General features: G+C 61.3%; 25 protein-coding genes. 6 read left to right on the forward strand and 19 right to left on the reverse strand.

Annotated elements, in window-relative coordinates; translation table 11 throughout:
• Positions 1-148 precede the first annotated feature (148 nt).
• Positions 149-1252: a hypothetical protein gene (locus HX812_RS20530; RefSeq protein WP_038843589.1), complete on the forward strand. Its 1104-nt coding sequence runs from the start codon at positions 149-151 to the stop codon at positions 1250-1252.
• 2 nt (positions 1253-1254) lie between these two features.
• On the opposite strand, the gene HX812_RS20535 is transcribed toward HX812_RS20530, so the two are convergent.
• The 11 genes from HX812_RS20535 to HX812_RS20585 form a co-directional block, all read right to left on the reverse strand.
• Positions 1255-1899 (reverse strand): methionine ABC transporter permease, encoded by a 645-nt coding sequence (locus tag HX812_RS20535; protein WP_038843591.1) that lies wholly within the window; start codon positions 1897-1899, stop codon positions 1255-1257.
• Positions 1889-3004, reverse strand: a complete 1116-nt coding sequence (locus HX812_RS20540; protein ID WP_038843593.1) for a methionine ABC transporter ATP-binding protein — start codon at positions 3002-3004, stop codon at positions 1889-1891. Before HX812_RS20540 ends, HX812_RS20535 begins: the two co-directional genes overlap by 11 nt.
• Positions 3001-3816, reverse strand: a complete 816-nt coding sequence (locus HX812_RS20545) for a MetQ/NlpA family ABC transporter substrate-binding protein (RefSeq protein ID WP_038843594.1) — start codon at positions 3814-3816, stop codon at positions 3001-3003. Before HX812_RS20545 ends, HX812_RS20540 begins: the two co-directional genes overlap by 4 nt.
• On the reverse strand, positions 3813-5192 hold the full coding sequence (locus HX812_RS20550) for an LLM class flavin-dependent oxidoreductase (RefSeq protein ID WP_038843596.1): 1380 nt from the start codon (positions 5190-5192) through the stop codon (positions 3813-3815). Before HX812_RS20550 ends, HX812_RS20545 begins: the two co-directional genes overlap by 4 nt.
• Positions 5192-6385, reverse strand: coding sequence for an SfnB family sulfur acquisition oxidoreductase (locus tag HX812_RS20555; RefSeq protein WP_038843597.1), 1194 nt, complete (start codon positions 6383-6385; stop codon positions 5192-5194). Before HX812_RS20555 ends, HX812_RS20550 begins: the two co-directional genes overlap by 1 nt.
• A 25-nt stretch (positions 6386-6410) precedes the next feature.
• Positions 6411-7652, reverse strand: a complete 1242-nt coding sequence (locus tag HX812_RS20560) for an SfnB family sulfur acquisition oxidoreductase (protein ID WP_038843599.1) — start codon at positions 7650-7652, stop codon at positions 6411-6413.
• A 187-nt stretch (positions 7653-7839) separates the two neighbouring features.
• A complete protein-coding gene (locus HX812_RS20565) occupies positions 7840-8604 on the reverse strand; it encodes a hypothetical protein (protein ID WP_038843601.1) in 765 nt (254 codons plus the stop codon).
• Positions 8605-8932: 328 nt separating this feature from the next.
• Positions 8933-9679, reverse strand: a complete 747-nt coding sequence (tcyN, locus tag HX812_RS20570) for an L-cystine ABC transporter ATP-binding protein TcyN (RefSeq protein ID WP_038843602.1) — start codon at positions 9677-9679, stop codon at positions 8933-8935.
• Positions 9680-9682: 3 nt separating this feature from the next.
• Positions 9683-10348, reverse strand: a complete 666-nt coding sequence (gene tcyL / locus HX812_RS20575) for a cystine ABC transporter permease (protein ID WP_010214112.1) — start codon at positions 10346-10348, stop codon at positions 9683-9685.
• Positions 10348-11142, reverse strand: coding sequence for a cystine ABC transporter substrate-binding protein (gene tcyJ, locus HX812_RS20580; RefSeq protein ID WP_038843603.1), 795 nt, complete (start codon positions 11140-11142; stop codon positions 10348-10350). Before tcyJ ends, tcyL begins: the two co-directional genes overlap by 1 nt.
• A 175-nt stretch (positions 11143-11317) precedes the next feature.
• Entirely contained in the window at positions 11318-12310 is a 993-nt protein-coding gene (locus tag HX812_RS20585) for a D-cysteine desulfhydrase (protein WP_038843605.1), read from the reverse strand.
• A 165-nt stretch (positions 12311-12475) separates the two neighbouring features.
• Here HX812_RS20585 and epsC point away from each other — a divergent pair, with 165 nt between their 5' ends.
• Together epsC and betT are read left to right on the forward strand one after the other, a co-directional pair.
• Positions 12476-13402, forward strand: coding sequence for a serine O-acetyltransferase EpsC (gene epsC, locus HX812_RS20590; protein WP_016974984.1), 927 nt, complete (start codon positions 12476-12478; stop codon positions 13400-13402).
• Between the two features lie 260 nt (positions 13403-13662).
• On the forward strand, positions 13663-15624 hold the full coding sequence (gene betT, locus HX812_RS20595; protein ID WP_162834914.1) for a choline transporter BetT: 1962 nt from the start codon (positions 13663-13665) through the stop codon (positions 15622-15624).
• Positions 15625-15627: 3 nt separating this feature from the next.
• Here the strand turns inward: betT and HX812_RS20600 are convergent, their stop codons facing one another.
• From HX812_RS20600 to HX812_RS20610, 3 genes are read right to left on the reverse strand one after another with little or no spacing between them, the layout of a single operon-like run.
• Positions 15628-15876 carry a hypothetical protein gene (locus HX812_RS20600; protein ID WP_038843606.1) on the reverse strand — a complete coding sequence of 83 codons (249 nt, stop codon included), beginning with the start codon at positions 15874-15876 and terminating at the stop codon, positions 15628-15630.
• 2 nt (positions 15877-15878) lie between these two features.
• The gene (locus HX812_RS20605; protein WP_050572387.1) at positions 15879-16337 is read right to left on the reverse strand and encodes a DoxX family protein; all 459 of its coding nucleotides are present in this window, start codon (positions 16335-16337) and stop codon (positions 15879-15881) included.
• Positions 16338-16381: 44 nt separating this feature from the next.
• Positions 16382-17113 (reverse strand): SDR family oxidoreductase, encoded by a 732-nt coding sequence (locus HX812_RS20610; RefSeq protein WP_038843608.1) that lies wholly within the window; start codon positions 17111-17113, stop codon positions 16382-16384.
• 119 nt (positions 17114-17232) lie between these two features.
• Here HX812_RS20610 and HX812_RS20615 point away from each other — a divergent pair, with 119 nt between their 5' ends.
• The 3 genes from HX812_RS20615 (at position 17233) to mgrA (ending at position 20759) form a co-directional block, all read left to right on the forward strand.
• Positions 17233-18123 (forward strand): LysR family transcriptional regulator, encoded by an 891-nt coding sequence (locus HX812_RS20615; protein WP_038843609.1) that lies wholly within the window; start codon positions 17233-17235, stop codon positions 18121-18123.
• Positions 18124-18284: 161 nt separating this feature from the next.
• A complete protein-coding gene (locus HX812_RS20620) occupies positions 18285-19613 on the forward strand; it encodes an OprD family outer membrane porin (protein WP_080642348.1) in 1329 nt (442 codons plus the stop codon).
• A 108-nt stretch (positions 19614-19721) separates the two neighbouring features.
• Positions 19722-20759 (forward strand): L-glyceraldehyde 3-phosphate reductase, encoded by a 1038-nt coding sequence (gene mgrA / locus HX812_RS20625; RefSeq protein ID WP_038843613.1) that lies wholly within the window; start codon positions 19722-19724, stop codon positions 20757-20759.
• Positions 20760-21208: 449 nt separating this feature from the next.
• Here the strand turns inward: mgrA and tauD are convergent, their stop codons facing one another.
• The 5 genes from tauD to gshA form a co-directional block, all read right to left on the reverse strand.
• Positions 21209-22045 carry a taurine dioxygenase gene (gene tauD / locus HX812_RS20630; protein WP_038843614.1) on the reverse strand — a complete coding sequence of 279 codons (837 nt, stop codon included), beginning with the start codon at positions 22043-22045 and terminating at the stop codon, positions 21209-21211.
• An 11-nt stretch (positions 22046-22056) separates the two neighbouring features.
• Positions 22057-22893: a taurine ABC transporter permease TauC gene (tauC, locus tag HX812_RS20635; RefSeq protein WP_038843615.1), complete on the reverse strand. Its 837-nt coding sequence runs from the start codon at positions 22891-22893 to the stop codon at positions 22057-22059.
• Positions 22890-23669, reverse strand: coding sequence for a taurine ABC transporter ATP-binding subunit (tauB, locus tag HX812_RS20640; RefSeq protein WP_017254560.1), 780 nt, complete (start codon positions 23667-23669; stop codon positions 22890-22892). The genes tauC and tauB overlap by 4 nt, the downstream gene beginning before the upstream one ends.
• Before the next feature lie 16 nt (positions 23670-23685).
• Positions 23686-24663 (reverse strand): taurine ABC transporter substrate-binding protein, encoded by a 978-nt coding sequence (gene tauA, locus HX812_RS20645; protein WP_038843618.1) that lies wholly within the window; start codon positions 24661-24663, stop codon positions 23686-23688.
• A gap of 242 nt (positions 24664-24905) precedes the next feature.
• On the reverse strand, positions 24906-26280 hold a 1375-nt coding region (gene gshA / locus HX812_RS20650; RefSeq protein ID WP_178949124.1), incomplete at its 5' end, for a glutamate--cysteine ligase.

The following is a 26280-nucleotide window of genomic DNA, read 5'->3' on the forward strand; positions in this document are numbered from 1 at the left end:
ACTATACCTCAGGGCACCGTCTGATTCAGTTGAAAGACTTGTGCGCTGTGTAGGGCAATTCAGTGCGTATTCAGTGGAAGCCTCCGACATCCTGACCGCAGGATTCTAGGTACCATTCGCTTCCGACTGAAAGAGGCGTCATATACCCATGGATCAGGCACCCCAACCCCCGGCTGATGAAACCACTCAGCAAAACAAAATGGACCGATACGCCAATGTCTTGAGTAACGGCCTGTTATGGCTCAATGAACGCGCATGGCCTTTGACCGTGGGCATTTTGTCGGTAGCCGGCCTGTACCTGTACCAATACATCCAAGTGGAAAAGGTGCCGCTGAGTATTTTGTCGGCCGCCGCATTCACCGCATTGCCGGCGATGTTCGCCATGCTGGTATTTGTCATCGGCATGATGGGGGCGTCGATCCTGATGCCGACGTTCATCTTGTTCCTGCGCCTGAACGCTAAGGGCACGCGGCTCAGCGACCAGCTCAATCTCAGTCGGCAATCGCCTGAGAGGACGGCTCAGCATCGTCGGTTATTGATGCATTGGGCGGCCAGTCTCGTGGTGCTGGCGGTGTTCTGGTTGTCAGCGGTGTACCTGTCCGCGAACGCCGAAAGCGGGCCGTTCCAGACTGTGTGCTGGGTAGTGTCGATCGCGGTGACGGTATTGGCGTATACCTGCATCATCATTCGCGCCCGGCCGGCAAACATCCCGCGGCGCGAGCTTTCCGTGGAGTTCTGGATCGCAAGTGCCAGTGCCGGCGTCATTCAGATGCTGGTTGTTCTCATGGTCACTGTGCCTGTCTCGCGTGCGTTCGGGGAATACTCCGACAGCGTCGTGCTGTTTACCCCGGTCATGTTTGCCGAAATAGTGGTGCTCTTTCTGATTCAAGGGCTGGGGGCGTGTCTTGTGGCGTATATGAACGATCATAAGAATCCGGTCGCATTGGCGTCTTTGGCTGCCCTTGGACTTCTGATCGCACTGGGGCTTTTCCCGGTGACAGGCGCTAAATTGGGAGGCCTGCCGCTGCAAGCCTCCGCATCGGGAGGGCGGATGTGTACCGTCATGACCTGGTCAGAAGGCGCCAAGGTTCCCGGCACGCTGGTGGACGCCAAAAAACCTGAGGGCAGCATCAAGCTGCGCGTCCTGGCGGACTCGGACGGCAGTTACATCGTGCGCCCTTGGCAGGCCAAGGAAAAAACCGTGACTTTCGTCCCCCACTCCAGCGTCGCCCAACTGGATGAGTGCCCATAACCTCAACGCTTGTTCAGGACCCGCGCCAGGCGATCACCGCCCAACTGAATCACCGCCACCAGCATCACCAGCAACACGATCACCGTCAGCATGATCTGCGTATCAAAGCGCTGATAACCATAACGGTAGGCAATGTCGCCCAAGCCGCCCGCGCCAATCGCGCCGGCCATGGCCGACGAGTTGATCATGGTGACGAGCGTGATGGTGAACCCGCCGACAATCCCCGGCAGCGCTTCCGGCAGCAGCACATGCCAGATGATGTGCCAGCGACGGCAGCCCATGGCTTGCGCAGCCTCGATCAGACCGTGATCGACTTCGCGCAGGCTCACTTCGGCGATCCGTGCAAAAAACGGCGTGGCGGCAATGGTCAGCGGCACGACGGCGGCCCATACGCCATAGGTGGTGCCGACGATCAGCCGGGTGAACGGGATCAACGCCACCATCAGGATCAGGAATGGAATCGAGCGGAACAGATTGACGAACGCCCCCAGCACGCGGTTAAGCGCCGGGGCTTGATAGATACCGCCTTTGTCGCTGGTCACCAGGAACACCGCCAGCGGAATGCCCACCAGCAGCGCGATCAATGACGACACGCCGACCATTAACAAGGTGTCGATGGCGCCCTGCAATAAACGATCAAACCACATAGCCCAGCACCTCTGCCTGTTGTGCCCAGTTGCCGGCGCGGTTGCGCAGCTCGCTAGCGTCGTGGGTCGATCCACTCACGGCCAGCAGCAGTTGCCCCAGGGCATGCCCCTGGATGCGTTCCACGCCGCCCTGCAGCAAACGCACGCGCCCGCCGAGTGCGCTGAACAGCGCGGCCAGGTCCGGCTCATCGGTGTCGCTGCCGGTGAACTGTAAGCGCAGCACCACGGCGCCGTCGGCGGATGCCGGTGTGGCTTGCAAACGGCTCTGCAACTCGTCCGGCAGCCCGTGTTGCAGCGGTGCCAGCAGGGTTTTGCTGACGTCATGCTGCGGATTGCCGAACACTTGCCACACCGGACCTTGCTCAACGATGCGCCCGTGTTCCAGCACCACCACGCGGTCGCAGATTTCGCGGATCACCGCCATCTCGTGGGTGATCAATACGATGGTCAAACCCAGGCGCTTGTTGATCTCACGCAGCAGGCCGAGGATCGACTGGGTGGTTTCCGGATCCAGGGCCGACGTGGCCTCGTCGCACAGCAGGATCTGCGGGTCATGCACCAGCGATCGGGCGATGCCCACCCGCTGTTTCTGCCCGCCGGACAGCTGCGCCGGGTAAGACTTGTGCTTGTCCTGCAAACCTACCAGCTCCAGCAGCTCGCGCACCTTCTGCTCGCGTTGCAGCTTCGGCACACCCGCCACTTTCAACGGCAACTCGACGTTCTGCCACACCGTCTTGGCCGACATCAGGTTGAAGTGCTGGAAGATCATGCCGATGCGCCGACGCAGCTCCACCAGACGGTCTTCATCGAAGTCGCCGATGTCGACCTGATCGATCAGCACGCGCCCGCTGCTGGGTTGCTCCAGGCGGTTGATGGTGCGGATCAGTGACGACTTGCCCGCGCCGCTGCGGCCGATGATGCCGAACACTTCACCGCGCTGGATCGCCAGGTCGATGCCTTGCAAGGCATGCACGGTGCCGTCGTAGGTCTTGCCCAGGTTGATAAAACGCACGTGGGCGTGGTTCAGGTCAGGATGCAGCTCGGTCTGCTCGGCGTCCCTGGGCGGCAGGCCCAGGTCGCGCAGTTGGGCGTTGGCGGCGGTCATTTTTTATCTTCCCAGCCGACCTGGTAGAGCTTGCCGAGGGATTTATCCAACGCGGCGCGCACGACCGGCGAATGTTGGTAGATGTCGACGAACTTGATCACTCGAGGGTCGGTTTTGCTTTTCGGCTGGATCACGAACTGGATCACGTATTCCGGGTGGTCGAGGCCATCGAACAGCAGTGCCGATTCGGCATCGAAGGTCTTGGACAGGCGGATATACGCCGGGTAGCCCTGCACCAGGTCTGCGTCGTCGTAGGCGCGTACCAGTTGCACGGCCTCGACCTGCAGGATCTTGATCTTCTTCGGATTGGAAACGATGTCCTCTTCGGTGGCCTTGTAGCCCACGCCCGGTTTGAGAGTGATCAGCCCGGCCTTGGCCAGCAGTTGCAGGCCGCGACCGCTGTTGATCGGGTCGTTGGCAATCGCCACGCTGGCGCCTTGGGGCAGGTCGTTGATGCTCTTGTACTTCTTCGAATACAGGCCGACGTTGTTAATGATCCCCGGTGCGTACGGCACCAGGTCAAAACCGGCGGCGGCCTTGGCGTTTTCCAGGAACGGGATGTGCTGGAAGTAGTTCACGTCGATATCGCCGGCCGCGAGGCTGACGTTGGGCGCGATCCAGTCGGTGAATTCCACCAGTTCGACTTTCAGGCCTTGCTTGCCGGCTTCGGCGACGGCGGCTTCGAGGGGAATCGCAAAGGCCGCCGTGGTGCCGATTTTCAACGCCGCGTCGGCGGCGAACACCGCCGAACTGAACAATCCGAAAGCCAGGGCCAGTGCTTTGACTGGGTGAGCGAGCAATGTCTTTTTCATAGGGTATTTCCAGTCAGAGAAGCCGTTTGGCGGTAGGTGGAGCCGGTGTGTTGTTCGGGCAGGCGGGCGCCGCCGTGGAAGACTTTTTCGCGCAGCGTGCCGGTCTCGTACGCGGTCTTGTAGGACCCGCGCTTTTGCAGCTCCGGCACCACCAGGTCGATGAAGTCCACGTAGCTTTCCGGGGTGACAATGCGCGTGAGGTTGAAGCCATCCAGGCCGGTTTCGCTGATCCAGGATTCCAGCTCGTCAGCGACCTGCTCAGGCGAGCCGACCAGGGTGATGTAGCGCCCGCCCAGGGCGTGCTGTTCCAGCAATTTGCGCCGGGTCCAGTCGTTGTTCTGCAGGTTCTTGGTGGCCGACTGGATTGCGTTGCTCTTCACGTACTGGATCGGTTCGTCCAGTTCGTATTGCGCAAAATCGATGGCGGTGGACGCCGAAAAGTGCGCCACACCCGCTTCCGCGCTGGCATAGCTCAGGTACTCGGCGTGCTTCTCCCAGGCCAGCGCTTCGGTGGCGCCCACGATCACGTTGAGGCCCATGAACACCTTGATGTCATCCGGGTTGCGCCCGGCTGCCACGGCGCTGGCGCGCACCTTGTCCACCTGCACCTTGGTCGCCGCCTTGTTCTGCCCGCTGATGAATACGCATTCGGCGTGCCGGCCGGCGAACAGCAATCCCCGATCCGAACTGCCGGCCTGGAACAGCACTGGTGTACGTTGCGGCGAGGGCTCGCACAGGTGATAACCCTCCACCTGGTAGAACTCGCCGTGGTGCTCGACCTTGTGCACCTTGCCCGGCTGCGCATACACCCGCGCTTTTGGATCGTTGAGTACCGCGCCGTCTTCCCAGCTGCCCTCCCAGAGCTTGTACAGCACCTCCAGGTATTCATCGGCCTGGTCGTAGCGACGGTCATGCTCGACCTGCTCGGTCAGGCCCATGGCCTTGGCGGCGCTGTCGAGGTAGCCGGTGACGATGTTCCAGCCGACCCGGCCACGGCTCAGGTGGTCCAGCGTGGACATGCGCCGGGCGAACAGGTACGGCGGCTCGTAGGTGAGGTTGGCGGTGAGGCCAAAGCCGAGGTTCTGGGTGACGGCCGCCATGGCCGAAACCAGCAGCAACGGGTCATTCACCGGCAACTGGATCGACTCCTTGAGCGGTACGTCTATCGAGTTCTGATAGACGTCATACACGCCGACGATATCAGCGATGAATAAACCATCGAACAGCCCGCGCTCCAGCGTCTTGGCCAGCTCGGTCCAATACTCGATGGTCTTGTATTGGGTGGACGTGTCCCGTGGATGGGTCCACAGGCCGTGGTTGATGTGCCCGATGCAGTTCATGTTGAAGGCATTGAGCAGGATTTTCTTCTTAGCCATCAGATGGTCCCCCGCAGCGGTGGGTTTTCATCGTTGAGGTAGTAATTGCCCACCGCGTGGTACTTCCAACGCACCGGGTCGTGCAGGGTGTGCACGCGGGCGTTGCGCCAGTGGCGATCCAGGCCGTGCTCGGCCAGGGTCGCCTGGCTGCCGGCGAGTTCGAACAAGGTGCTGCCGGCGGCCAGGGAAATTTCGGTACTCAAGGCGCGTACTTCAGCGACGGCAATCGAGGCGGCCGCAACCGTCTCGGCATTGCTGTCGGCCTGGGCCCGGTCGAGGAATTCACCCGAGCGTTCCAGCAGCGCCTCGGCGGCGTGCAGGCGGATGCTCAGGCGTCCGAAGCTTTTCAGGGTCAGTGGGTCTTCGGTGGCTTTGTCGTTGCCGGAATCGATCCATGGACGGGTCTTGGTACGCACAAAGTGCAGCGCATCTTCAAAGGCCGCGCGGGCGATGCCCGTGTCGATGGCGGCGTGGAGGATCTGCGCCAGCGGACCGACGGTTGTGGGGCGTTCAAAGGCGCTCTGGAACGGGATCACGTCTTGCGCGGCAACCCACACGTTGTCGAACACCACCGACCCGCTGCCGGTGGTGCGCTGGCCGAAGCCGCTCCAGTCGTCGATCACGCTCAGGCCTTCGCTGTCGCGCGGCACAAAGGCGAGTTGCTGCGCGCCCTGTTCATCCACCACCGACGTGGGGATGCGTTGGGCGTAGATCGCGCCGGTGGAGTAGAACTTGCGACCGCTGATACGGAAACCGTCACCGTCGCGGGTGATGGAGGTTACGCGGTCGTGAGCGGTCTTGGTGCCCAGTTCCGCCAGGGCGTTGCCGAAGCGTTGGCCGGCGAGGACTTCGGCGTAAAGGCGTTTTTGCTGCGCCGGGTTGCCGTTTATGCGCAGCACTTCCAGGGCATAAAAGTGGTTTTGCGGGATCTGGCCCAGGGAAGCATCCGCCTGGGCGATCAGTGCAATGACCTGGGCCAGGGTGACGTTGGACACACCCGCGCCACCGTACTCCTTGGGCACGCTGATACCCCACAGTCCGGAGCGCGAGAATACATCCAGCTCAGGCAGCGGCAGGCGGCGCTCGCGGTCGCGCTGGGCGCTGTCGCGACGGAAGTCTTCGGCCAGGTCGCTGGCGACAATAAGGGCTTGTTCGTCGCTGGTGATAACCGCGACGTTTGCAGAGAAAGTCATAGGTGTTCTCCAGAGGTCTGGTCGGTCAGATCCAGGAATGCCTGGCAGGCAACGTGCCGTTCAGTCGATAGGCGCCGATGGCGTGATATTTCCAGCGCACCGGATCGTGCAGGGTGTGCACGCGGGCGTTGCGCCAATGACGGTCGAGGTTGAATTCGGCGAGGGTGGCGCGGCTACCGGCCAGCTCGAAGAGTTTTTCGCTGACCAGCAGCGATACCTCGGTGGTCAGCACCTTGGCTTCAGCCACGGCAATCGACGCACGGGCCGCGGACTGCGCGGTGATCGGCGCAGCGCTGACCTGGTCCAGCACCTGGCCAGCCTTGCGCAGCAGGGCTTCGGCGGCGTGCAGTTCGATCTTCAGCTTGCCGATATCGGCGATTACATACAGGTCATCGCTGGCGCGTTCGACCTTGGCATCGATCCATGGGCGCGAGCGTTCACGTACGAACGCGATGGTGTCGTCGAGCGCGCCGCGTGCGATGCCCGCATCGATGGCCGCCTGAATCAATTGGGAGACCGCGCCTTGGATATTCGGGGTTTCGCCGATGCGCCAGTTTTCCACGACCAACTCGGCGTCGACCGGCACCTGGTTCAGCAACACGGTGCCGCTGGCGGTGGTGCGTTGGCCAAAGCCGGACCAGTCATCGACGATGCGCAGGCCTTCGGTGCCACGGCGCACAAACGCCATGACCTGCTTGCCGTCATCGTTGAGTGCCTTGACGGCAACCCAGTGGGCGAAGAGCGCGCCAGTGGAATAGAACTTCTGGCCGCTGATCACATAACCGTCACCCACGGCGGTGATGCGCGCCTTGAGTTCCAGGGTATTTTTGGTGCCGCGCTCCGGGCCGCCATTGCCGATGCGCCAGCCGTCGAGGACGCTCTGGAACAGCTGCTTTTTCTGGCGCTCGGTGGCGGCACCTTGCAACAGGTGCAGGATGCCGAAATGGTTCTGCGGAATCTGCCCGAGGGCCGGGTCTGCCGCACTGATGATCGCGAACACCTCGGCCAGGGTCACGAAAGACACCTGCGGGCCGCCGTATTCACGGGGAATGGAAATACTGCCCAACCCACTGCGGGTGAACTGTTCGAGCTGTGCCCATGGCAGCTTGCGCTGCTGGTCGCGCTTGGCGGCTTGCAGGCGCGCAGCCTGGGCGAGTTCATGGGCCGCCTTCAGCGCTTCTGCATCGTTGCGCAGCACGGCGGCTGGCAACAGCAGGGGGGCAATGTCCAGATCGCTCTGGGGGGGTGTTTGAGCCAAGTTAGACATCAGCGCCGCTCCTTGGCTGCACGTAATGCCCTGGCGTTGTGCACCGGGGTAATCCTGACCATACCGACCTCGCATTCAATGAAATAAAAACAGAAAAATCAGCGATGTCCGGTGGTCCGGTGCATATACCCTAAGCGTGTTAAATATTTAAATAAACTAACTTTTGGGAATATGCATAGAAGGTCTGTCACCCAGGTTCGCAGGGCGATCCCAGTGGGCGCGGTTGATAGATCAGCGCCGCCCCGGTCAGGCGGGTCGGCGCCTCGGCGGCAATGCGTAACATGCGGGCGGGCGCCCAGCGTGAATTGTTGCCGACGCGATCAAGAATGCAGTACGTCACTTCCAGCCGACAGTCTTCGCCAGCCTCGGTGATTACCGCGGAGGGCACCCATACCTGCACCGCCAGGCCGACTTCAGCGGCTTGGATCTTGGGCAAGTCAAGGCGTACATCGCCCCAACGCAGAGTGATCGCATCGCCGGTGGTCATGTTGAGATACGGCTCGATGGTCAGCGGGATACCGCGCCGTACCTGGCAGGCGTTGACGCCGTAGCGACGAATGATTTCGGGCAAGCCCACGGGGGCGAGATTCTGGTTTTCGTCGCCGCACAGCGACGAGGGCTGGCCACCCGGAAAGAGCGTCTTCACCTGCACGCGCGTCACGGCCGAACGGGCAGGGGCGTGGCCCACTTGCATGACCTGGTAATGCACTTGGGTCGGGCCGTCCAGCACAAAACTCTCCGGCACCCGTAGATGGGTAAGTGTGCCGATCTTGCAGGCGGTCACCCGACGCGAAGCGGCAAAGCAGTTGTTCCAGAACAGCTCGATCAGGTCGCCTTCATCCATGCCGGGATACGGCGCGATGTCGACCTGCAAGTGTGTGGCGGCCAGGGCATTGATGCCATTGCCGATGGCCTGGGGCAGTGTCGGGGCGGTGAGCAGGGGGGGCGTCATAAATAATCTCCTTGATGCAGCCAGCAGCAATCGCTCCAGCCCCTTGGCGCAGGCAAGCGCGGTGGGCCGAACAGAACGATTCAGTGAGTAGCCGGGATAGGATCCAATCCTCTGGGCGCTAGATAAGAGGGTTGGGCACGGAGCGTCAATGGCGGCAAAGGGCTAAACGGCGGGTTTGGAGATATTCAGAAGGGTCTGACTGGTGCGGGGATTTTTGCGTGAGTGCGGCAGAGTGTTTTACGCGTGCCAGCGAGGAATTCCTGTAGGAGGGGCTTGTTGTGGCGAGGGAGCTTGCTCCCTCCCACATTCAAGCGTTTCCAAGGGAGTGTCAGTGGGAGAGAAACTTGCTCAGGAACTGTTTGGTGCGCTCTTCCTTGGGGTTGGCAAACAACGCCTTGGCTTCGCCTTGTTCCACGATCACGCCCTTGTCGAAGAAGATCACCCGGTTGGCCACATCCCGTGCAAAGCTCATCTCGTGGGTGACGATGACCATGGTACGGTTTTCTTCGGCGAGGCTGCGGATGGTTGCCAGTACTTCACCCACCAGTTCCGGGTCGAGGGCCGAGGTGGGTTCGTCGAACAGAATCACCTCCGGCTCCATGGCCAACGCACGGGCAATCGCCACGCGCTGTTGCTGGCCGCCCGAGAGACGCCTTGGATACGCGTCTTCCTTGCCCGCCAGGCCGACCCTGGCGAGCAGCTTGCGACCCAGGGCATCAGCGGCTTCCCTTGGCATCTTCTTGACCACGGTGGGCCCTTCGATGACGTTTTCCAGCGCGGTGCGGTGGGGGAACAGGTTGAAGCTCTGGAACACAAAACCCACGTGCTGGCGCAGGCGCCGCACCAGGCTGGCCTGCTGGTTGATCGGCTTGCTGCTGTCGATCTCGATGTCGCCCACCTTGATGCGACCGCTGGTGGGTTGTTCGAGGAAATTCAGGCAGCGCAGGAAGGTGGTCTTGCCGGAACCGCTGGGGCCGATGATGGCGATGACTTCGCCCTCCTTGACCTCCAGGTCGATGCCGTTGAGCACCACCTGACCCTTGAATTGTTTGGTCAGTTTTTCAACCACGATCATGCTTCAGGACTCCAGGTCATGCCGGTTGACCCGGTCTTCCAGGCGATTCTGCAAATGCGCCAGGATGCTCGCCAAAATCCAGTAGATCAGGGCAGCGGAGAGATACATGGTGAAGATTTCGAAGGTCCGCGCCGACACCAATTGCGCCTGGCGGAACAGCTCGGGCACCTGGATGGTGGCGGCCAGCGCCGTGTCCTTGACCAGCGAAATGAAGCTGTTGCCCAGCGGCGGCAAAGCCGTGCGCATGGCCTGCGGCAGGATGGCCCGGCGCAGGGTCTGAGCACGGGTCATGCCGATACTGGCCGCAGCTTCCCATTGGCCGCGCTCGATGGAACCGATGGCGGCGCGCAGGATTTCACAGGCATAGGCGGCCATGTTCAGCGAAAAGCCGATCATGGCGGCCGGGATCGGATCCAGCTCGATGCCCACTTGCGGCAAGCCGTAGTAGATCAAGAACAGCTGTACCAGCAAGGGCGTGCCGCGAAAGAACGACACGTAGACTCGGGCGAGCCAGCTCACCAGCTTGAAGCGCGACAGGCGCATCAAGGCCAGGCCGAAGCCCAGCAGCAAACCGAAAAACATCCCGCCGAGGCTGAGGATCACCGTGTAGTACGCGCCCTTGAGCAGAAAGGGCGCGGAGTCCAGCGCGAGTTGGAAACCTGCTTCCATTATTGAGTGACGTCAGCGTTGAAGTACTTCTCGGACAGCTTCTTCAAGGTGCCGTCGGCGCGCAGTTTGTCGAGGGCCTTGTTCACCGCGTCGAGCAGTTCTGGCTCGCCTTTGCGCAGGGCAATCCCGGCTTCCTGACGGGAGAAGGCGTCGCCGGCTGCGGCGGTGTCAGGGGCTTTCTTGGCGTATTCCAGGGCGGCCAGGCGGTCGATCAGGATGGCGTCGATACGGCCGATGCGCAGGTCCTGAAACTTGGTCGGGTCGTCGTTGTAAGTCTTGATGAGGGCTTTAGGTTGGTTGTCCTTGAGCCATTGTTCGTAGTTGGTGCCCAGGCCCACACCGACTTTCTTGCCGGCCAGGTCATCGGCGGTCTTGATCGCGTCAACGTTCTTCTTCAGGACCAGTGCCTGGATACCGGAGACGGTGTAAGGCTTGGAGAAATCGTACTTCTTCTTGCGCTCTTCCGAGATGGTCACTTGGTTGACCACGGCGTCCAGACGTTTGGATTCCAGGGCAGCGAGGATGCCATCCCAGGGGGTGGCCTGCAGCTTGACCTTCACGCCCAGCTCCTTGGCCAGCGCTTCGGACAGCTCCACCTCGAAACCGCTGAGCTTGCCGCTTTCATCGACGAAGCTGAACGGTGGGTAGGTGCCTTCCAGGCCGATCTTGATCTCGCCTGCTTTCTTGATGTTGTCCAGCTGTTCACCCGCGATGGCCTGGCCCATCAGGCCAGCTCCGAGTGCCAGGCCCAAAGTGCCAACCAACAACGTGCGACGGAATACAGAAATAGTCATGAAGAGCCCCTGTGTTTTTTATGGTGAGCGAAGCAGGTGACGCAGTAGTCGTATCCTGCCTTAAAGCGCGTAGCGCGTCTTCGCCTACGGCGCGACTATAAAGCCGGTTTTTAAGACTTGAAAATAATATTAAATCATTCGGTTATTCTTTTATGGAATATAATGGTCGGCTTTTTTAGAACGTCGAGTCATAAGTGAATAACGCTGGCGCGCCACCGGTATGCAGGAAAATTATCGGCCCGTCCTCAAAGCGTTGACGCCCGATGCCATCCAGCAAGCCGGCCATGGCCTTGCCAGTGTAGACCGGGTCCAGCAGCAGGCCTTCCTGGCTCGCCAGCAGCTTGACCGCCGCCAGGGTGCCGGCGTTCGGTTCGCCGTAGCGCGGGCCGAAGTATTCGTCCCACAGGATCACCTTGAAGGCCTCTGGAGTTTTTACCCCCAGCAATTCGGCAGTGCGTTCGGCCAGGCCCTCTACTTTCGGGCGCTGGGCCTCTTCGGTGCGCGAGACAGTGACGCCAATCACGGGCAGGTTCGGCAATACTTCGCTCAAGGCCAACGCCAGGCCGCTATGCGTCCCCGCGCTGCCGGAGGCCAAGACCACGGCGGCGAACTCGATGCCACTGTCTTCGATCTGCCCGGCCAGCTCCAGCCCGGCGCGCACGTAACCCAATGCACCGAGGGCATTGGAGCCGCCGATCGGCACCAGGTACGGTTTTTTGCCGTTGCTGCGCAGGCGGTCGGCGAGGGCGTTGAGCTGGTCGTCGACGTTGTCGAGGTTCTCGACCAGCTCCACCTTGGCGTCGAACAGCTCCAGCAGCAGGCGATTGCCGTTGCCCAGGTAATTGGGGTCTTCAGTGCCGGTGGGGTTTTCCAGCAGGGCGACGCAGCCCAGGCCGAGCTTGGCGGCCAACGCGGCGGTCTGGCGCACGTGGTTGGACTGGATCGCGCCAGCGGTCACCAGGGTGTCGGCGCCTTGAGCGATGGCATCGGCGGCGAGGTATTCGAGCTTGCGCAGCTTGTTGCCGCCCATCGCCAGCGGCGTGGTGTCGTCGCGCTTGACGTAGATATCCCTGCCCAACCAGGCCGACAGCCGCTCGAGTTTTTCCAGGGCAGTGGCGCCACCCAGCAGTTCCAGGCGGTTAAAACGGTCGAGCTGTTGTTTGATCATGGCTACGCACGGTTGATGAGTATGGGGCGACTATAGGCAGGCACTTTTCATCGGGCAACCGTCAATCGCTTATTCCGGACGGTTCTTAGCATCACACCATTGGTTCTTAAGGGCGGCCAGGGTGCATACCGTAAAGTGATGACCATTTCGTCAGGAGTGAATACCGTGAGTGAGCGTTCCAGTCATTGGCAATTACAGACCATCGTCAGCCAACTGCGCAGCGCCCGGGACCAGTGGCGAACGCGCAATGGGCGCTTGAGTGGAGAGCATGGTGGTCGTGAGTTGCCGTCCCGCGAGGCGGTGGCGCAGATTCTCGAGTCGTTGTGCGGCGCGCTGTTCCCCATGCGCCTCGGCCCGGTTGACCTGCGTGAAGAAAGTGAAGATTTCTACGTCGGGCATACCCTCGATGTGGCGCTCAATGCCTTGCTCGGCCAGGCCCGCCTGGAGCTACGCTACGCCGCGCGACAGGGTGCCAAGGATGACAGCGAAGTCGACGCGCTCGCCATCCGCCTGATCCAGGATTTCGCCCTGGCCCTGCCGTCCCTGCGCAGTCTTTTGGACACCGACGTGCTGGCCGCCTACCACGGCGACCCAGCGGCACGCAGCGTGGATGAAGTGCTGCTGTGCTATCCGGGCATCCTGGCGGTGATTCACCACCGTCTGGCGCACCACCTGTACCGCGCCGGCCTGCCGCTGTTGGCGCGCATCAGTGCGGAAATTGCCCACTCGGCCACCGGTATCGATATTCATCCCGGCGCGCAGATCGGCCCGAGTTTTTTTATCGACCACGGGACCGGTGTGGTGATCGGCGAGACAGCGATCATCGGCGAGCGCGTGCGCATCTACCAAGCCGTAACCCTGGGCGCCAAACGCTTCCCGGCGGACGAAGACGGGCAGTTGCAGAAAGGCCACCCACGCCACCCGATTGTCGAGGATGACGTGGTGATCTACGCCGGGGCGACGATCCTGGGGCGTATCACCATCGGCCAGGGCTCGACCATCGGCGGCAACGTGTGGCTGACGCGCAGCGTGCCGGCGGGGGCGAATATCACCCAGGCCAACCTGCAACATGATGACGGCACGCAAAAGTGATGGCACTTCCTGTGAGCACTGAGGACTAAGCTTGCCTTGGGCTGGCGTAGGAAATGTCTACCACTCAGCCCTGCGATTAGTCCCAGACCGCCCATCCATGTTTAACTTGAATGCTCGTTCAAGTTAAACCCGGTGGTTCGCTGCCCGCTCACAACAGGAGGCTTACCTTTGCTGAGTCCGTTATTTACAGCCATATCCCTCACCTTCGGGGTGCATCGTTCATGAGTGCATCGTCCACCCCTACTAGCGGCCAGGTGCGCATGAACGCGCCGGTCTTCTACTTCGCCGCGACGTTTATCCTGCTGTTCGGCATCACGGTCATCGCTATCCCGCAACAGGCTGGTGCCTGGCTGCTGGCGGCGCAAAACTGGGCGGCCAACACGGTCGGCTGGTACTACATGCTGGCGATGACCCTGTATCTGGTCTTCGTGGTGGTCACCGCGTTATCGGGCTACGGCAAGATAAAACTCGGTGCCGACCACGACGAGCCCGAATTCAGTTACCTGTCCTGGGCCGGCATGTTGTTCGCCGCCGGGATCAGCATCACGCTGTTTTTCTTCTGCGTCTCCGAGCCGCTGACGCACCTGGTGCAACCGCCCCAGGGCGCGCCGATGAACGCCGATGCCGCGCGCCAGGCCATGCAGATCCTGTTTCTGCACTGGGGCCTGCATGGTTGGGGCGTGTTCGCGTTTGTCGGCATGGCCCTGGCGTATTTCGCTTACCGGCATAACCTGCCGCTGGCGTTGCGCTCGGCGCTGTACCCGCTGATCGGCAAGCGCATCAACGGCCCCATCGGTTACGCGGTGGATGGCTTCGGCATCATTGCTACGGTGTTCGGTCTGGGCGCCGACATGGGCTTCGGCGTGTTGCACCTCAACTCCGGTCTCGACTACCTGTTCGGCATCGCCCATACCCAGTGGATCCAGGTGGGTCTGATCACGCTGATGATGGGCGCCGCGATCATCGTCGCCGTGGCCGGTGTCGATAAAGGCGTGCGCGTGATGTCCGACATCAACATGCTGCTGGCCTGTGCGTTGCTGCTGTTCGTGTTGTTCGCCGGGCCGACCCAGCACCTGCTCAATACCTTGATCCAAAACATCGGCGACTACCTGGGCGCCTTGCCGACCAAGAGTTTCGACGTGTACGCCTACGACAAACCCAGCGACTGGCTGGGCGGTTGGACGGTGTTCTACTGGGCCTGGTGGATTGCATGGTCGCCGTTTGTGGGCCTGTTTATCGCGCGGATCTCCCGTGGTCGCACCATCCGTGAGTTCGTGTTTGGCGTGCTGCTGATCCCGCTGGGTTTCACCCTGGCGTGGATGTCGATCTTCGGCAACAGCGCCATCGACCAGGTGCTCAACCACGGTATGGCCGCACTCGGTCAGTCGGCCATCGATAACCCGTCGATGAGCCTCTACCTGCTGCTGGAAACCTACCCGTGGAGCAAAACCGTCATCGCGGTCACGGTGTTTATCAGCTTCGTGTTCTTCGTGACCTCGGCCGACTCTGGCACCGTGGTGCTGTCCACCCTGTCGTCCAAAGGTGGCAACGCCGATGAAGATGGGCCGAAATGGCTGCGGGTGTTCTGGGGCGCGATGACGGCACTGGTCACTAGTGCGTTGTTGTTTGCCGGCAGTATCGATTCGCTCAAGTCGGCGGTGGTGCTGACCTCGTTGCCGTTCTCCATGATCCTGCTGCTGATGATGTGGGGGCTGCACAAGGCGTTCTATTTAGAGTCGCAAAAGCAGATCGCCCAGTTGCATTCATTGGCACCGATTTCGACGGCTCGCAAGGGACGCGGCGGCTGGCGCCAGCGTTTGAGCCAGGCCGTGCACTTCCCGTCGCGAGACGAGGTGTACCGTTTCCTTGACTCGACGGTGCGCCCGGCGATTGAAGAAGTGACGGCGGTGTTTGTCGAGAAGGGTTTGAATGTCGTGACACAACCTGACCCCGCCAACGACAGCGTCAGCCTGGAAATCGGCCATGGCGAGGAGCGTCCGTTCATCTACCAGGTGCAGATGCGCGGCTACTTCACGCCGTCATTTGCCCGTGGCGGAATGGGCTCCAAGGAGCTCAACAACCGTCGCTACTACCGGGCGGAAGTGCACTTGGCCGAGGGTAGCCAGGACTATGACTTGGTGGGCTATACCAAGGAACAGATCATCAACGACATCCTCGACCAGTACGAGCGTCACCTGCAGTTCCTGCACTTGGTGCGCTGAGGCTCAGGCCCTGAGGTACAGGGCCAGTGCCACCAGGGGCACGCCGAACACGCCACTGCCGATCACCAGCTCCGACACCAGGGGCTGGCCTGCAGTGACGACCCCTACAGCGCCATTGACCACCGCTACCCCCAACCAGATCGCCACAAAGCTGTAGGCCAGAATGGGCCGGCTCACGCCAAGCTTCTGCCCGATCAACAGCATCAGTACCAGCAGAATCAAGCCTGCGCTGATCACCAGGGTGGTGTGCATGTTCAGAGCTCCTTGCCCAGTGCGTTGTCCAGGGAATAGCGGCCGGCACCGCGAAACACCAGGTACAACGATAGCAGCGCCATCAGCACCGGGTACTCGATGCCTCGGTCGATCCACGGCCACGTCGGCCCCAGCAAGTAAGCAATGGTCAGCATCTGCACGGTCATCATGGCCGCGATCAGCCGTGTGCCCAGGCCGAGTATCAACAGCAATCCACCGACTGCTTCCAGTAGAGCGACTAGCAGGCCGATCAGCTCCGCCTGCGGCAAATGCAGGCGGTTCTGGATCAGATTGATGGACGCCGCCATCGGGTTGGCCATCGAACCATGGGCATTGCCCAGCAATTTGGGCAGCCCGTGGGTGAGCATGATCACCCCAAAACCTGCGCGCAGCAGCGCGTAGGCCAGGGGTTCGGCGAAGCGGTAAAGCGGGGCGAGTGCGGGGATCAACAAGGTTGGCATGATAGAGCTCCACAAAGAGAACATCGCTGGCCCGGATGTGTGACTTAGACCAGCCCGCCATTGGCGCGCAGGATTTGCCCATTCACCCAGCCACCGGCCGGGCTCACCAGAAACGCCACCACGCGGGCGATATCTTCCGGTTGGCCAAGGCGTTCCAGCGGCGGCATCTTGGCCATGCCCTGGATCTGCTCTTCGCTTTTGCCGTGCAGGAACAACTCGGTGGCGACCGGGCCTGGCGCCACGGCGTTGACGGTAATCCGGCGCCCGCGCATCTCTTTGGCGAACACTTGGGTCAGGGACTCCACCGCCGCCTTGCTGGCGATGTACACCGCGTAACCTTGGAAGTTGAGACCGACTGTACTGCTGGAGAAGTTGACGATGCGTCCGCCGTCATTCAGGCGGGTGGCGGCTTCGCGCAGGGCGTTGAAGGTGCCACGGGTGTGGATATCGAAGTTCTGGTCGTAGAGTTCGTCGCTGTGTTGAGCCAGGGGCAGGATCTTGAGGATGCCGGCGTTGTTGATCAGCACATCCACCTTGCCCAATTGCGCTTCGGTTTCGTCGAACAGGCGCTTGATGTCGGCGGGTTTGGCGACGTCGCCTTGGATCGCTATGGCTTGGTGGCCGGCCTGGCGCAGTTCCACTACCAGCTTCGACGCCTCGGTGGCGCTGCTGGCGTAATTGATGGCCACGGCGTACCCGTCGGCAGCGAGTTGCTTGGCGATGACGGCGCCAATGCCGCGGGAGGCGCCGGTGATGATTGCTACTTGAGTCGTCATGATCTGGGTCCTTGAACGGGGTGTGGAAGCAGATTCACATGTTTACCCAGGCCGATAAATGCGCCAGAGTTGCCTTGACTGTTCAATAATCGCCAACAATCGGCGTGTAGGAGTGCAGCGTGGATCAAGTCAAAGCCATGAAGGTCTTCGTGCGGATTTACGAGCGTTCCAGCTTCACCCTGGCGGCCGATGACCTGAATCTGCCCCGTGCGACCCTGACCCACACCCTCAATCAATTCGAAGCCTGGCTGGGCACGCGCTTGTTGGAACGCAGCACCCGGCGTGTGCGCCCGACCCTCGATGGCGAGGCGTATTACCAACGATGCGTGCAGTTGCTCGCGGAGCTGGAAGAGGCCGAGCTGGCGTTCCGCAGCGTGGCGCCCAAGGGGCGTTTGCGCGTGGACCTGCACGGCACGCTGGCCAAGTATTTTGTGGTGCCGGCGCTGCCGGAGTTCATGGCGCGTTACCCGGATATCGAGCTGTCCATCAGTGAGGCGGATCGCTTTGTCGACCTGATCGCGGAGGGCGTCGATTGCGTGCTGCGTGCAGGCACTCTGGGGGATTCCGCGTTGATTGGCCGGCGCGTCGCCAACTTGCGCCAAGTGACCTGCGCGAGCCCCGCTTATCTGCGCAAATACGGAGAACCCAAGCGCCTGGCCGAGCTGAGTGAACACCGCGCGGTGAACTACGTGTCGCGCACCACGGCCAAGCTGTTTCCGTTCGAGTTCATGGTCAATGGCGAGCTGCAGGAAGTGAGTATCGACGGTGCATTGTCGGTGTTCGGCGCGGAGATTTATTCGGCCAGCGCGGTGGCCGGACTCGGCATTATCCAGTGCCCGCACTACCGCATGGCGGAGCTGATCGAACAGGGAGTGATGCGTGAAATCCTGCGCGAAACACCGCCGCCGTTGATGCCGGTTTCAGTGTTGTATCCGCAGAATCGGCACATGTCGCCACGGGTGCGCGTGTTCGTCGACTGGCTCGCGGAAATCTTCGAAAATGCCCGCTAACCCGCGTAGTTAAAGGGTTTCTTAAATTTAATTTCATTCGTTCAAGCCGCGTTTTGACGCGCAACTGTCATCTGGCCACTGCGTAATTGTGTGAAGCGTTTGACGCTTTCATTTCAGAACAGTGACGGAGACCGGTAACAATGAAGACGTTGATAAGCCCTATGGTGGGTGCCGCCATGGCGAGCTTCATGCTGTCCGCCCACGCCGATTTTATCGATGACAGCCACGCCGATGTGACCCTGCTCAACCGCTACCTCAACCAGCAGGGGCGTGATGTGGTGAACAGCAACGCCAAGGCTCACAGCATTAGGGATTGGGGCCAGGGGTTCGAGTTCAACTTCAAGTCCGGCTACACCGTAGGTCCGGTGGGTTTTGGCCTGGACCTGCAGGCGTTCTACGGGTTGAAGCTGGACTCCGGCGGTGACCTCAACGACAAGGATCACCAGGGCCGCTACCCCGGCAGCATGTTCCCGCTGGACAACGGCAAATCCGCCGACCAGTTCGGTGTGTTGAGCCCGACGTTCAAGATGCGTTTCGCCAAGGATGAACTGCGTGTCGGCACGCTCTACGGCAACAACCTGATACTCGCCAACACCGACGGGCGCCTGTACCAGCAGACCAATACCGGTGTGCAACTGGTGTCCAAAGACCTCAGCGACTTCACCTTCACCGGCGGCGATATCTTCAAGACCAAGATTCGCAACGAAACCGGCGACCAGGGCATGATCACCGCCGGCGGCACCAAAGAGAGCGATCGCTTCCTGTTCGGCGGTGCGGATTACACCGGCATCCAGAACACCACGGTCAGCCTGTGGTATTCCAACCTTGAGGATTACTACCAGCAGTTTTTCCTCGGTGCCAAGCGCCATGACGCGTTATCCGTGGGTGCCATCGACACCGACCTGCGTGTATTCCGCAGCCTGGGGGTGGGTGGCAACGCCGACGGTGACAAGGACTACGCCGCGAGTGGTCTGTACGGCGACGGCGTGAACAAAGGCCGCATCAACCAGACCACCGCCAGCTTGCTTGAAAGCTACAGCCTCGACGGCCACACCGTCGGCCTGGGTATCCAGAAAAACAGCGGCGACAGCGACTTCCCGTACCTGGACTCCGGCCTGAACAGCGGCGACAACCGCCAGGGCCCAGGCTCAGGCGCCGACACCCCGGCGCTGACCAACATGCAGTTGAATAAATTTCAACACGCCGGTGAGCGCACTTGGCTTGCGCAGTACAAGTATGACTTCGGTAAGCTTGGCCTCACGGGCCTGACGTTCTCCGCTGCCTATGCCCACGGTGATGACATCCGCACGGCGCAAGGCACCACCAGCGAATGGGAACGTAACGTCGCCGTGGCTTATCAAGTGCCCACCGGCACTCTCAAGGGCCTGGGTGTGACCTGGAAAAACGCCCACGCCAGCCCGGACATCAGCGGTGCCACCGTGCAGGATGAAAACCGCTTCTATGTGAGTTATGTCGTTCCACTCTGGTAGGCAATTGCTGTAGAACGGAACGGCAGACTTAAGCGATTCAGCTGGTTAAAAGGCCTGGGAATAACCTTATTCCCAGGCCTTATTTGCCGACGTCCAAGAGAGGATTCGATGACTTACATTGCTGCCGAAAACCGCTATGAATCTATTCCGTACCGCCGCGTAGGCCGCAGTGGATTGGTGCTGCCTGCACTGTCCCTGGGCCTGTGGCACAACTTTGGCGACAGCACCCCGATCGACACCCAGCGCGCTCTGTTGCGCACCGCGTTCGACCTGGGCATCAACCACTTCGACCTGGCCAACAACTATGGCCCGCCCTATGGCAGCGCCGAGATCAACTTCGGCCGCTTGCTGCGCGAAGACTTCAAGCACTATCGCGACGAACTGATCATCTCCAGCAAAGCCGGCTGGGACATGTGGCCCGGCCCTTACGGCCAGGGCGGCGGCTCACGCAAGTACGTGCTGGCCAGCCTCGACCAGAGCCTGCAACGCCTGGGCGTCGACTACGTGGACATCTTCTACTCCCACCGTTTTGACGCCGACACCCCCCTGGAAGAAACCGCCAGCGCCCTCGCCACTGCCGTGCAACAAGGCAAGGCGTTGTACATTGGTATTTCGTCCTACTCGGGCGTGAAAACCCGCGAAATCGCCGCGCTGCTCAAAGAGTGGAAAGTACCGCTGCTGATTCACCAACCGGCCTATAACCTGCTCAACCGCTGGGTGGAAAAAGACCTGCTGGACACCACCGAAGAGCTCGGCGCCGGGGTGATCGCGTTCACGCCATTGGCCCAGGGTCTGCTGACCGACAAATACCTCAACGGCGTACCGGCGGATGCGCGGGTGAATCGTCCGGGCGGTGGTTCGTTGCAGGCCAAGCACCTGTCCGAAGCCAACATCGCCCACGTGCGTGCGCTGAACGAAATCGCCCAGCGCCGTGGCCAGAGCCTGGCGCAACTGGCATTGGCCTGGACCCTGCGTGATCCACGGGTGACCAGTGCGCTGATCGGTGCGAGCCGGCCGGAGCAGATTATCGAGAACGTCGGGGCGTTGAAGAACCTGCATTTCAGCGCTGAGGAATTGGCGGAGATCGACCGGTTTGCCCAGGAAGGTGGGATCAACCTGTGGGAAAAGCCATCTACTGCTGAATAAGCGGCCGCACGGGATCAATGTGGGGTTGGTGTGGGAGTGGGCTTGCCCTAATGCCAGTCAGTTAAAAACTAGAAAGAGTAAAAAGTACTTGTGGCGAGGGAGCTTGATCCCGCTGGACTGCGCAGCAGTCCCATTTTTGGGGCCGCTTCGCGGCCCAGCGGGAGCAAGCTCCCTCGCCACAGGTCCCGCGCACACTCATTGGCGGTCGCTTAGTCTTCGAGCTTCACAATCCCAACTGCTGTTGCTCTCTCAGGCAGTTCAAGCTCGATATAGCCTACGCCTGAAAGCCGGGCTCGTATTCTGCTTCCAAGCCCTTTGCATTTTCGGGTTTTTGCAGCGGATGTACGTGCGCCCAACTTAGGTTTTTGTTTCACAGATTCATCCTCCTGAGAGCGATCAGAAAGATAGCGGTTTAACATATTTAAAAGCCAGTCTTCGGTTCCTGCCCCTCAGAACGGCACATCCCCCAAAATCGTCGCCCGGTGCATCACCCGCCGCTGCGGCCGGTAATCATCCACCGCGTAATGCTGCGTCACGCGGTTATCCCAGAATGCCACGTCATTCTCTTGCCAGCGCCAGCGGATGGTGAACTCCGGGCGTGTCGCATGGGCGAACAGCAGCTTTAGAATCGCCTCGCTCTCCGCCGGCTCCAGCTCGTTGATTCTGGTGGTGAACCCATCACTGACAAACAGTGACTTACGCCCACTCACCGGGTGCGTGCGCACCACCGGGTGCGACAACGGCGGGTTCTTCTTGCGAGTCTCTTCCCAACGCGCCAGGTCTTCGGCGGTGTTGCCAAAGCGCTCCAGCGGGAAGGACTTGGTGAAGTCGTGGGTCGCGGTCAGCCCATCGAGCAAGTGCTTCAACGGCTCGGACAACGCCTCATACGCCGCAATCCCGCTGGCCCACAGCGTATCGCCGCCAAACGCCGGCAGCAGCTTGGCGCTGAGTACCGCGCCCAACGCCGGAGTCGGCAGGAAGGTCACGTCGGTGTGCCACACGGCGTTGTCGCGCACGTCGGTGACGGCGGTGTCGAGGATCAGCACTTCGGGCTGTTCCGGCACATTGGGGTAGATCGGATGGATATGCAGGTCACCAAAATTCGCCGCGAACCGCGCTTGCTGTTGCGGGTTGATCGGTTGATCGCGGAAGAACAGCACCGAGTGCTTGAGCAATGCCTGTTCAATGGCATCGCGCTCTTCAATGTTCAACGGCTGGGTGATATCGACGCCACTGATCAGGGCACCCAATGCGGTGCTGATGGGGGTAACGGTCAGGCTGCTCATGCGGTTCTCACTCAATGTGCCTGGCCATGCCACGGCACTAATTTACGCTGCAGGGCACGCAGGCCCATTTCCATGGCGAAGGCGATCAGGGCGATGACCAGGATGCCCAGCACCACCACGTCAGTGACCAGGAACTGCGCCGCCGACTGCACCATGAAACCCAGGCCGCTGGTGGCCGCGATCAGCTCGGCGGCGACCAATGTCGACCAGCCCACGCCCAGGCCGATGCGCACGCCGGTAAGGATGTCGGGCAGCGCGCTTGGCAGGATCACATGGCGAATCAACTGGGCGCGGGTGGCGCCCAACGACTGTGCGGCGCGCAGCTTGGCCGGGTCGACCGTGCGCACACCGGTCGCGGTGGCGATGGCAATCGGCGCGAAGATCGCCAGGTAAATCAGCAGCACCTTGGACAGTTCGCCAATGCCGCACCAGATCACGATCAGCGGCAGGTAGGCCAATGGCGGGATCGGGCGGTAGAACTCGATCAGCGGGTCGAGAATGCCACGGGCGATACGGTTGGAGCCGATGGCGATCCCCACCGGCACGGCAGTCAGCACGGCAAAGCCCAAGCCCAGGCCGATACGGCTGAGGCTGGCGCCCAGGTGTTGCCACAGGGTGGAGTCCATGTAGCCGGTGGTCGCCAGCAGCCAGCCTTTCTGTAGCACTGCGGACGGCGGTGGCAGGAACAGTGGTTCGATCAAACCGGTGGCGGTCACGGCCCACCAGATAACCAGCAACGCGACCAGGGTCAGCAGGCTGATCCAGCGGGTGCTCAGGCTGCGACGCACCGGGATAACCGCGTGCACCGCCGGCTTGGCGGCCGTGACGGGAAGTTCGTAGCTGCTCATGCGGACACCTGCCGTTGGGAGAACACTTTGCCCAGCACGTGTTCGCGGGTTTCGATAAAGCGCGGGTCGGACTTGATCGCCCGCGCCGACTCACCGGCGGCGTAGCGTTGGCCGAAATCCAGGCTCAGGCGTTCGACGATCTGGCCAGGGTTGGGCGCCAGCAGGATCAGGTCGGTGGCCAGGAAGACCGCTTCTTCGATGTCGTGGGTAATCAGGAACACCGGCTTGGCCGTGCGCCGCCAGACTTGCAGCAGCAGCTCCTGCATCTGTTCGCGGGTGAAGGCGTCGAGGGCGCCGAAGGGTTCGTCCATCAGCAGCACACGAGGGTCGGCCGCCAGCGCGCGGGCGAGGCCGACACGTTGCTTCTGCCCACCGGAAAGTTGCCAGATGCGGCGGCTGTCGAAACCGGCCAGGTCCACCAGCGCCAGCATTTCCCGAGCGCGCACTTCACGTTGCGCCTTGGGCACACCGGCCAGCTCCAGGCCGAAGCCGACGTTGGCCAGCACATCCTGCCAGGGCAGCAGGGCGTCGTCCTGAAACACCACGCCGCGTTCGGCGCTCGGGCCTTTGACCGGCACGCCATCAAGCGTAATGCGCCCGGCGGACGGTTCGACAAAGCCGGCAATCAGGTTCAACAGCGAAGTCTTGCCACTGCCGGACGGGCCGAGGGCCACCAGCAATTGCTGGGGCCCCAGGTCGATTGAAATGTCTGACAGTACCGGTTCTGTGGCGCCTGGGTACTGTGCGCTGATGCGCTCCAGTTGTAGCAAGGCCATCGCGATGAACTCCTGATCAGTTAGTAATGAACTTGGCGCTGACGTAAGGGGCGTAGTCCGGCAGCACGGCGTCGACCTTGCCTTGCTCCTTGAGGAACGCGGCGGTATCGGTCACGGCCTTGGTGGTCGGTGCGCCCAGCAGGGTCACCTGGTCGGCGGCCAGCGGGTAGACGTTGCCTTGCAGCAGCAGTGGGATGTCGCTGGGCTTGGCGCCGGAGAGTTTCACCAGTTTTTCGACGTTACCTTTGTCGGCGAGCCAGGCTTGTGGGTCTTTACGGTAGGCGGCGTAGGCATCCAGGGTGACTTTGGCAAACGCCGTGACGATTTCCGGGTGCTTCTCGGCAAAATCCTTACGCACGATCCAGGCATCGAAGGTTGGCGCGCCAAACTTGGCCAGTTCGCCGGAAGTGATCAGCACCTTGCCGTTTTCCTTGGCCACGCCCAGGGCGGGGTCCCATACGTAAGTAGCGTCGATATCACCGCGCTTCCAGGCGGCGATGATCGCCGGTGGTGCGAGGTTGAGGATGGTTACTTTGGACGGGTCGATGTTCCAGTGCTTCAGCGCGGCCAACAGGCTGTAGTGACCGGTGGACACGAAGGGCACGGCGATTTTTTTGCCGATCAGGTCCTGCGGGCTGTTGATCCCCGAACCGTCGCGCGCTACCAGGGCTTCGGCGCCGCCGATCTGGGTGGCAACGAGGAAGGTTTCCACCGGCACTTTGCGGGTGATCGCAGCGGTCAGCGGGCTGGAACCGAGATAGCCGATCTGCACGTCGCCGGACGCGATGGCGGCGATGATGTCGGCGCCATTGTCGAATTTGCGCCAGTTGATCTTGGCGTTGGTGGCTTTTTCGTAGGCGCCGTCGGCCTGGGCGACTTTGGCCGGGTCCACGGTGGTCTGGTAAGCGATGGTCACATCCGCCGCCTGGGCAAACAGGCTGGCACCGGCCAGGGACAATGCGGCCAAGAGGCGCAGAGGGGTAAGCAGTTTCAAGGGGAAGCTCCTCAATCAGGCGGCCGAGGGTCGGCGTGTGAGGAGACTAAATGATCTAAGAATACGAAAATAAATAACATTTTCGAATTAGCTTATGAGGAGAAGTGAACGTGGATCCTGAGGCGCATAGGTCAAATGTGGGAGCGGGCTTGCTCGCGAATGCGGTGTATCAGTCAGCACATCAATCACTGACAGACCGCATTCGCGAGCAAGCCCGCTCCCACAGGGTTTGTGTACGACCTTTAGTTACTGATCGCCAGAATGCTCGCCTGGTACGAGCCAACAAACACGTCAAAATCACCCACTTCGTTCTGCTCAAGCTCCGCCTGCTGTGCCAGCGATTTGCGTGCCAGTTCTTCAAACTGCGCTTGCTCTTCGGCTGGCAGCGGCTCGCTGCGGAAATGCTCGGCGTGCAGTTGGCTCTGGTGCAGGGAGAACTGCGCAAAGCTTTCCTTACGCTCGGCCATCGCCGCCAACACCTGGGCCGACGGGGTCAGGGACGAATCCTTGACCTTGGCCAGTTGGGCATCCAGCGCCTGGCTGTGCTCGGTGATGCCGTGGCTTTCATCCAGCAAGGCGGCCAGTGGCGCAATCTGCTCCAGCAGCTCGGCAGCCCATTCCTTCATGTCCACAGGCTGGCCCTGACGCTGCAATTGCAGGCCGGGACGGCGACCTTCCTTGACCACGCTGAGGAAGTTGGAGGTGGCGTTGCCGCACTCGTTGTCGGCAAACAGCGGGCTGTCGTTCAACGCGCAGTACAGCAGGAAGGCGTCGAGGAAACGCGACTCCGGCAGGTCGATGCCCATCGGCAGGAACGGGTTGATGTCCAGGCAGCGCACTTCGATGTACTGGATGCCACGGGCCACCAGCGCCTGGATCGGCCGTTCGCCGGTGTAGGTCACACGCTTGGGGCGGATGTTGGAGTAGTACTCGTTTTCGATCTGCAGGATGTTGGTGTTGAGCTGTACCCACTCACCGTCCTGATGGGTTCCGATTTCGACGTACGGTGCGTAGGGCGTTGCTACCGCTTCGCGCAGGCTGTCGGTGTAGCTGGCCAGGTCGTTGTAGCAAGGCGTGAGGCCGGCCTGGGCGTTGCTCTGGTAACCCAGGTCGCTCATGCGCAGGCTGGTTGCGTAGGGCAGGTACAGCGTGTCGGCGTCGAGCACTTCCAGCTGGTGCGAGCGACCGCGCAGGAAACCGGCGTCCAGGGCAGGGGATGCACCGAACAGGTACATCAGCAGCCAGCTGTAACGGCGGAAGTTACGGATCAGCGCGATATAGGCGGTGGACTGGTAGTCGCGATCGGTGCCGACAAATCCCTCAGTCTCCTTAAGCAACGGCCACAGCGCTTCCGGCAACGAGAAGTTGTAGTGGATGCCAGCGATGCACTGCATGGTCTTGCCGTAACGCAGGGCCAGGCCCTTGCGATACACGTACTTGAGCTGTCCGATATTGGACGTGCCGTAGTAGGCAATCGGAATATCTTCCTCAGCCGGCAACGGGCACGGCATTGAGGGGCTCCACAGGTATTCGCTGCCCAGCTTGGTGTAGGCAAAGCGATGGATCTTGTCCAGGCTGCTCAGGGTATCGGCCGGGTTGGGCAGGGCGGGAGTGATG

The sequence above is a fragment of the Pseudomonas sp. IPO3749 genome, from assembly GCF_013386605.1.
Taxonomy (GTDB): domain Bacteria; phylum Pseudomonadota; class Gammaproteobacteria; order Pseudomonadales; family Pseudomonadaceae; genus Aquipseudomonas; species Aquipseudomonas azotoformans_A.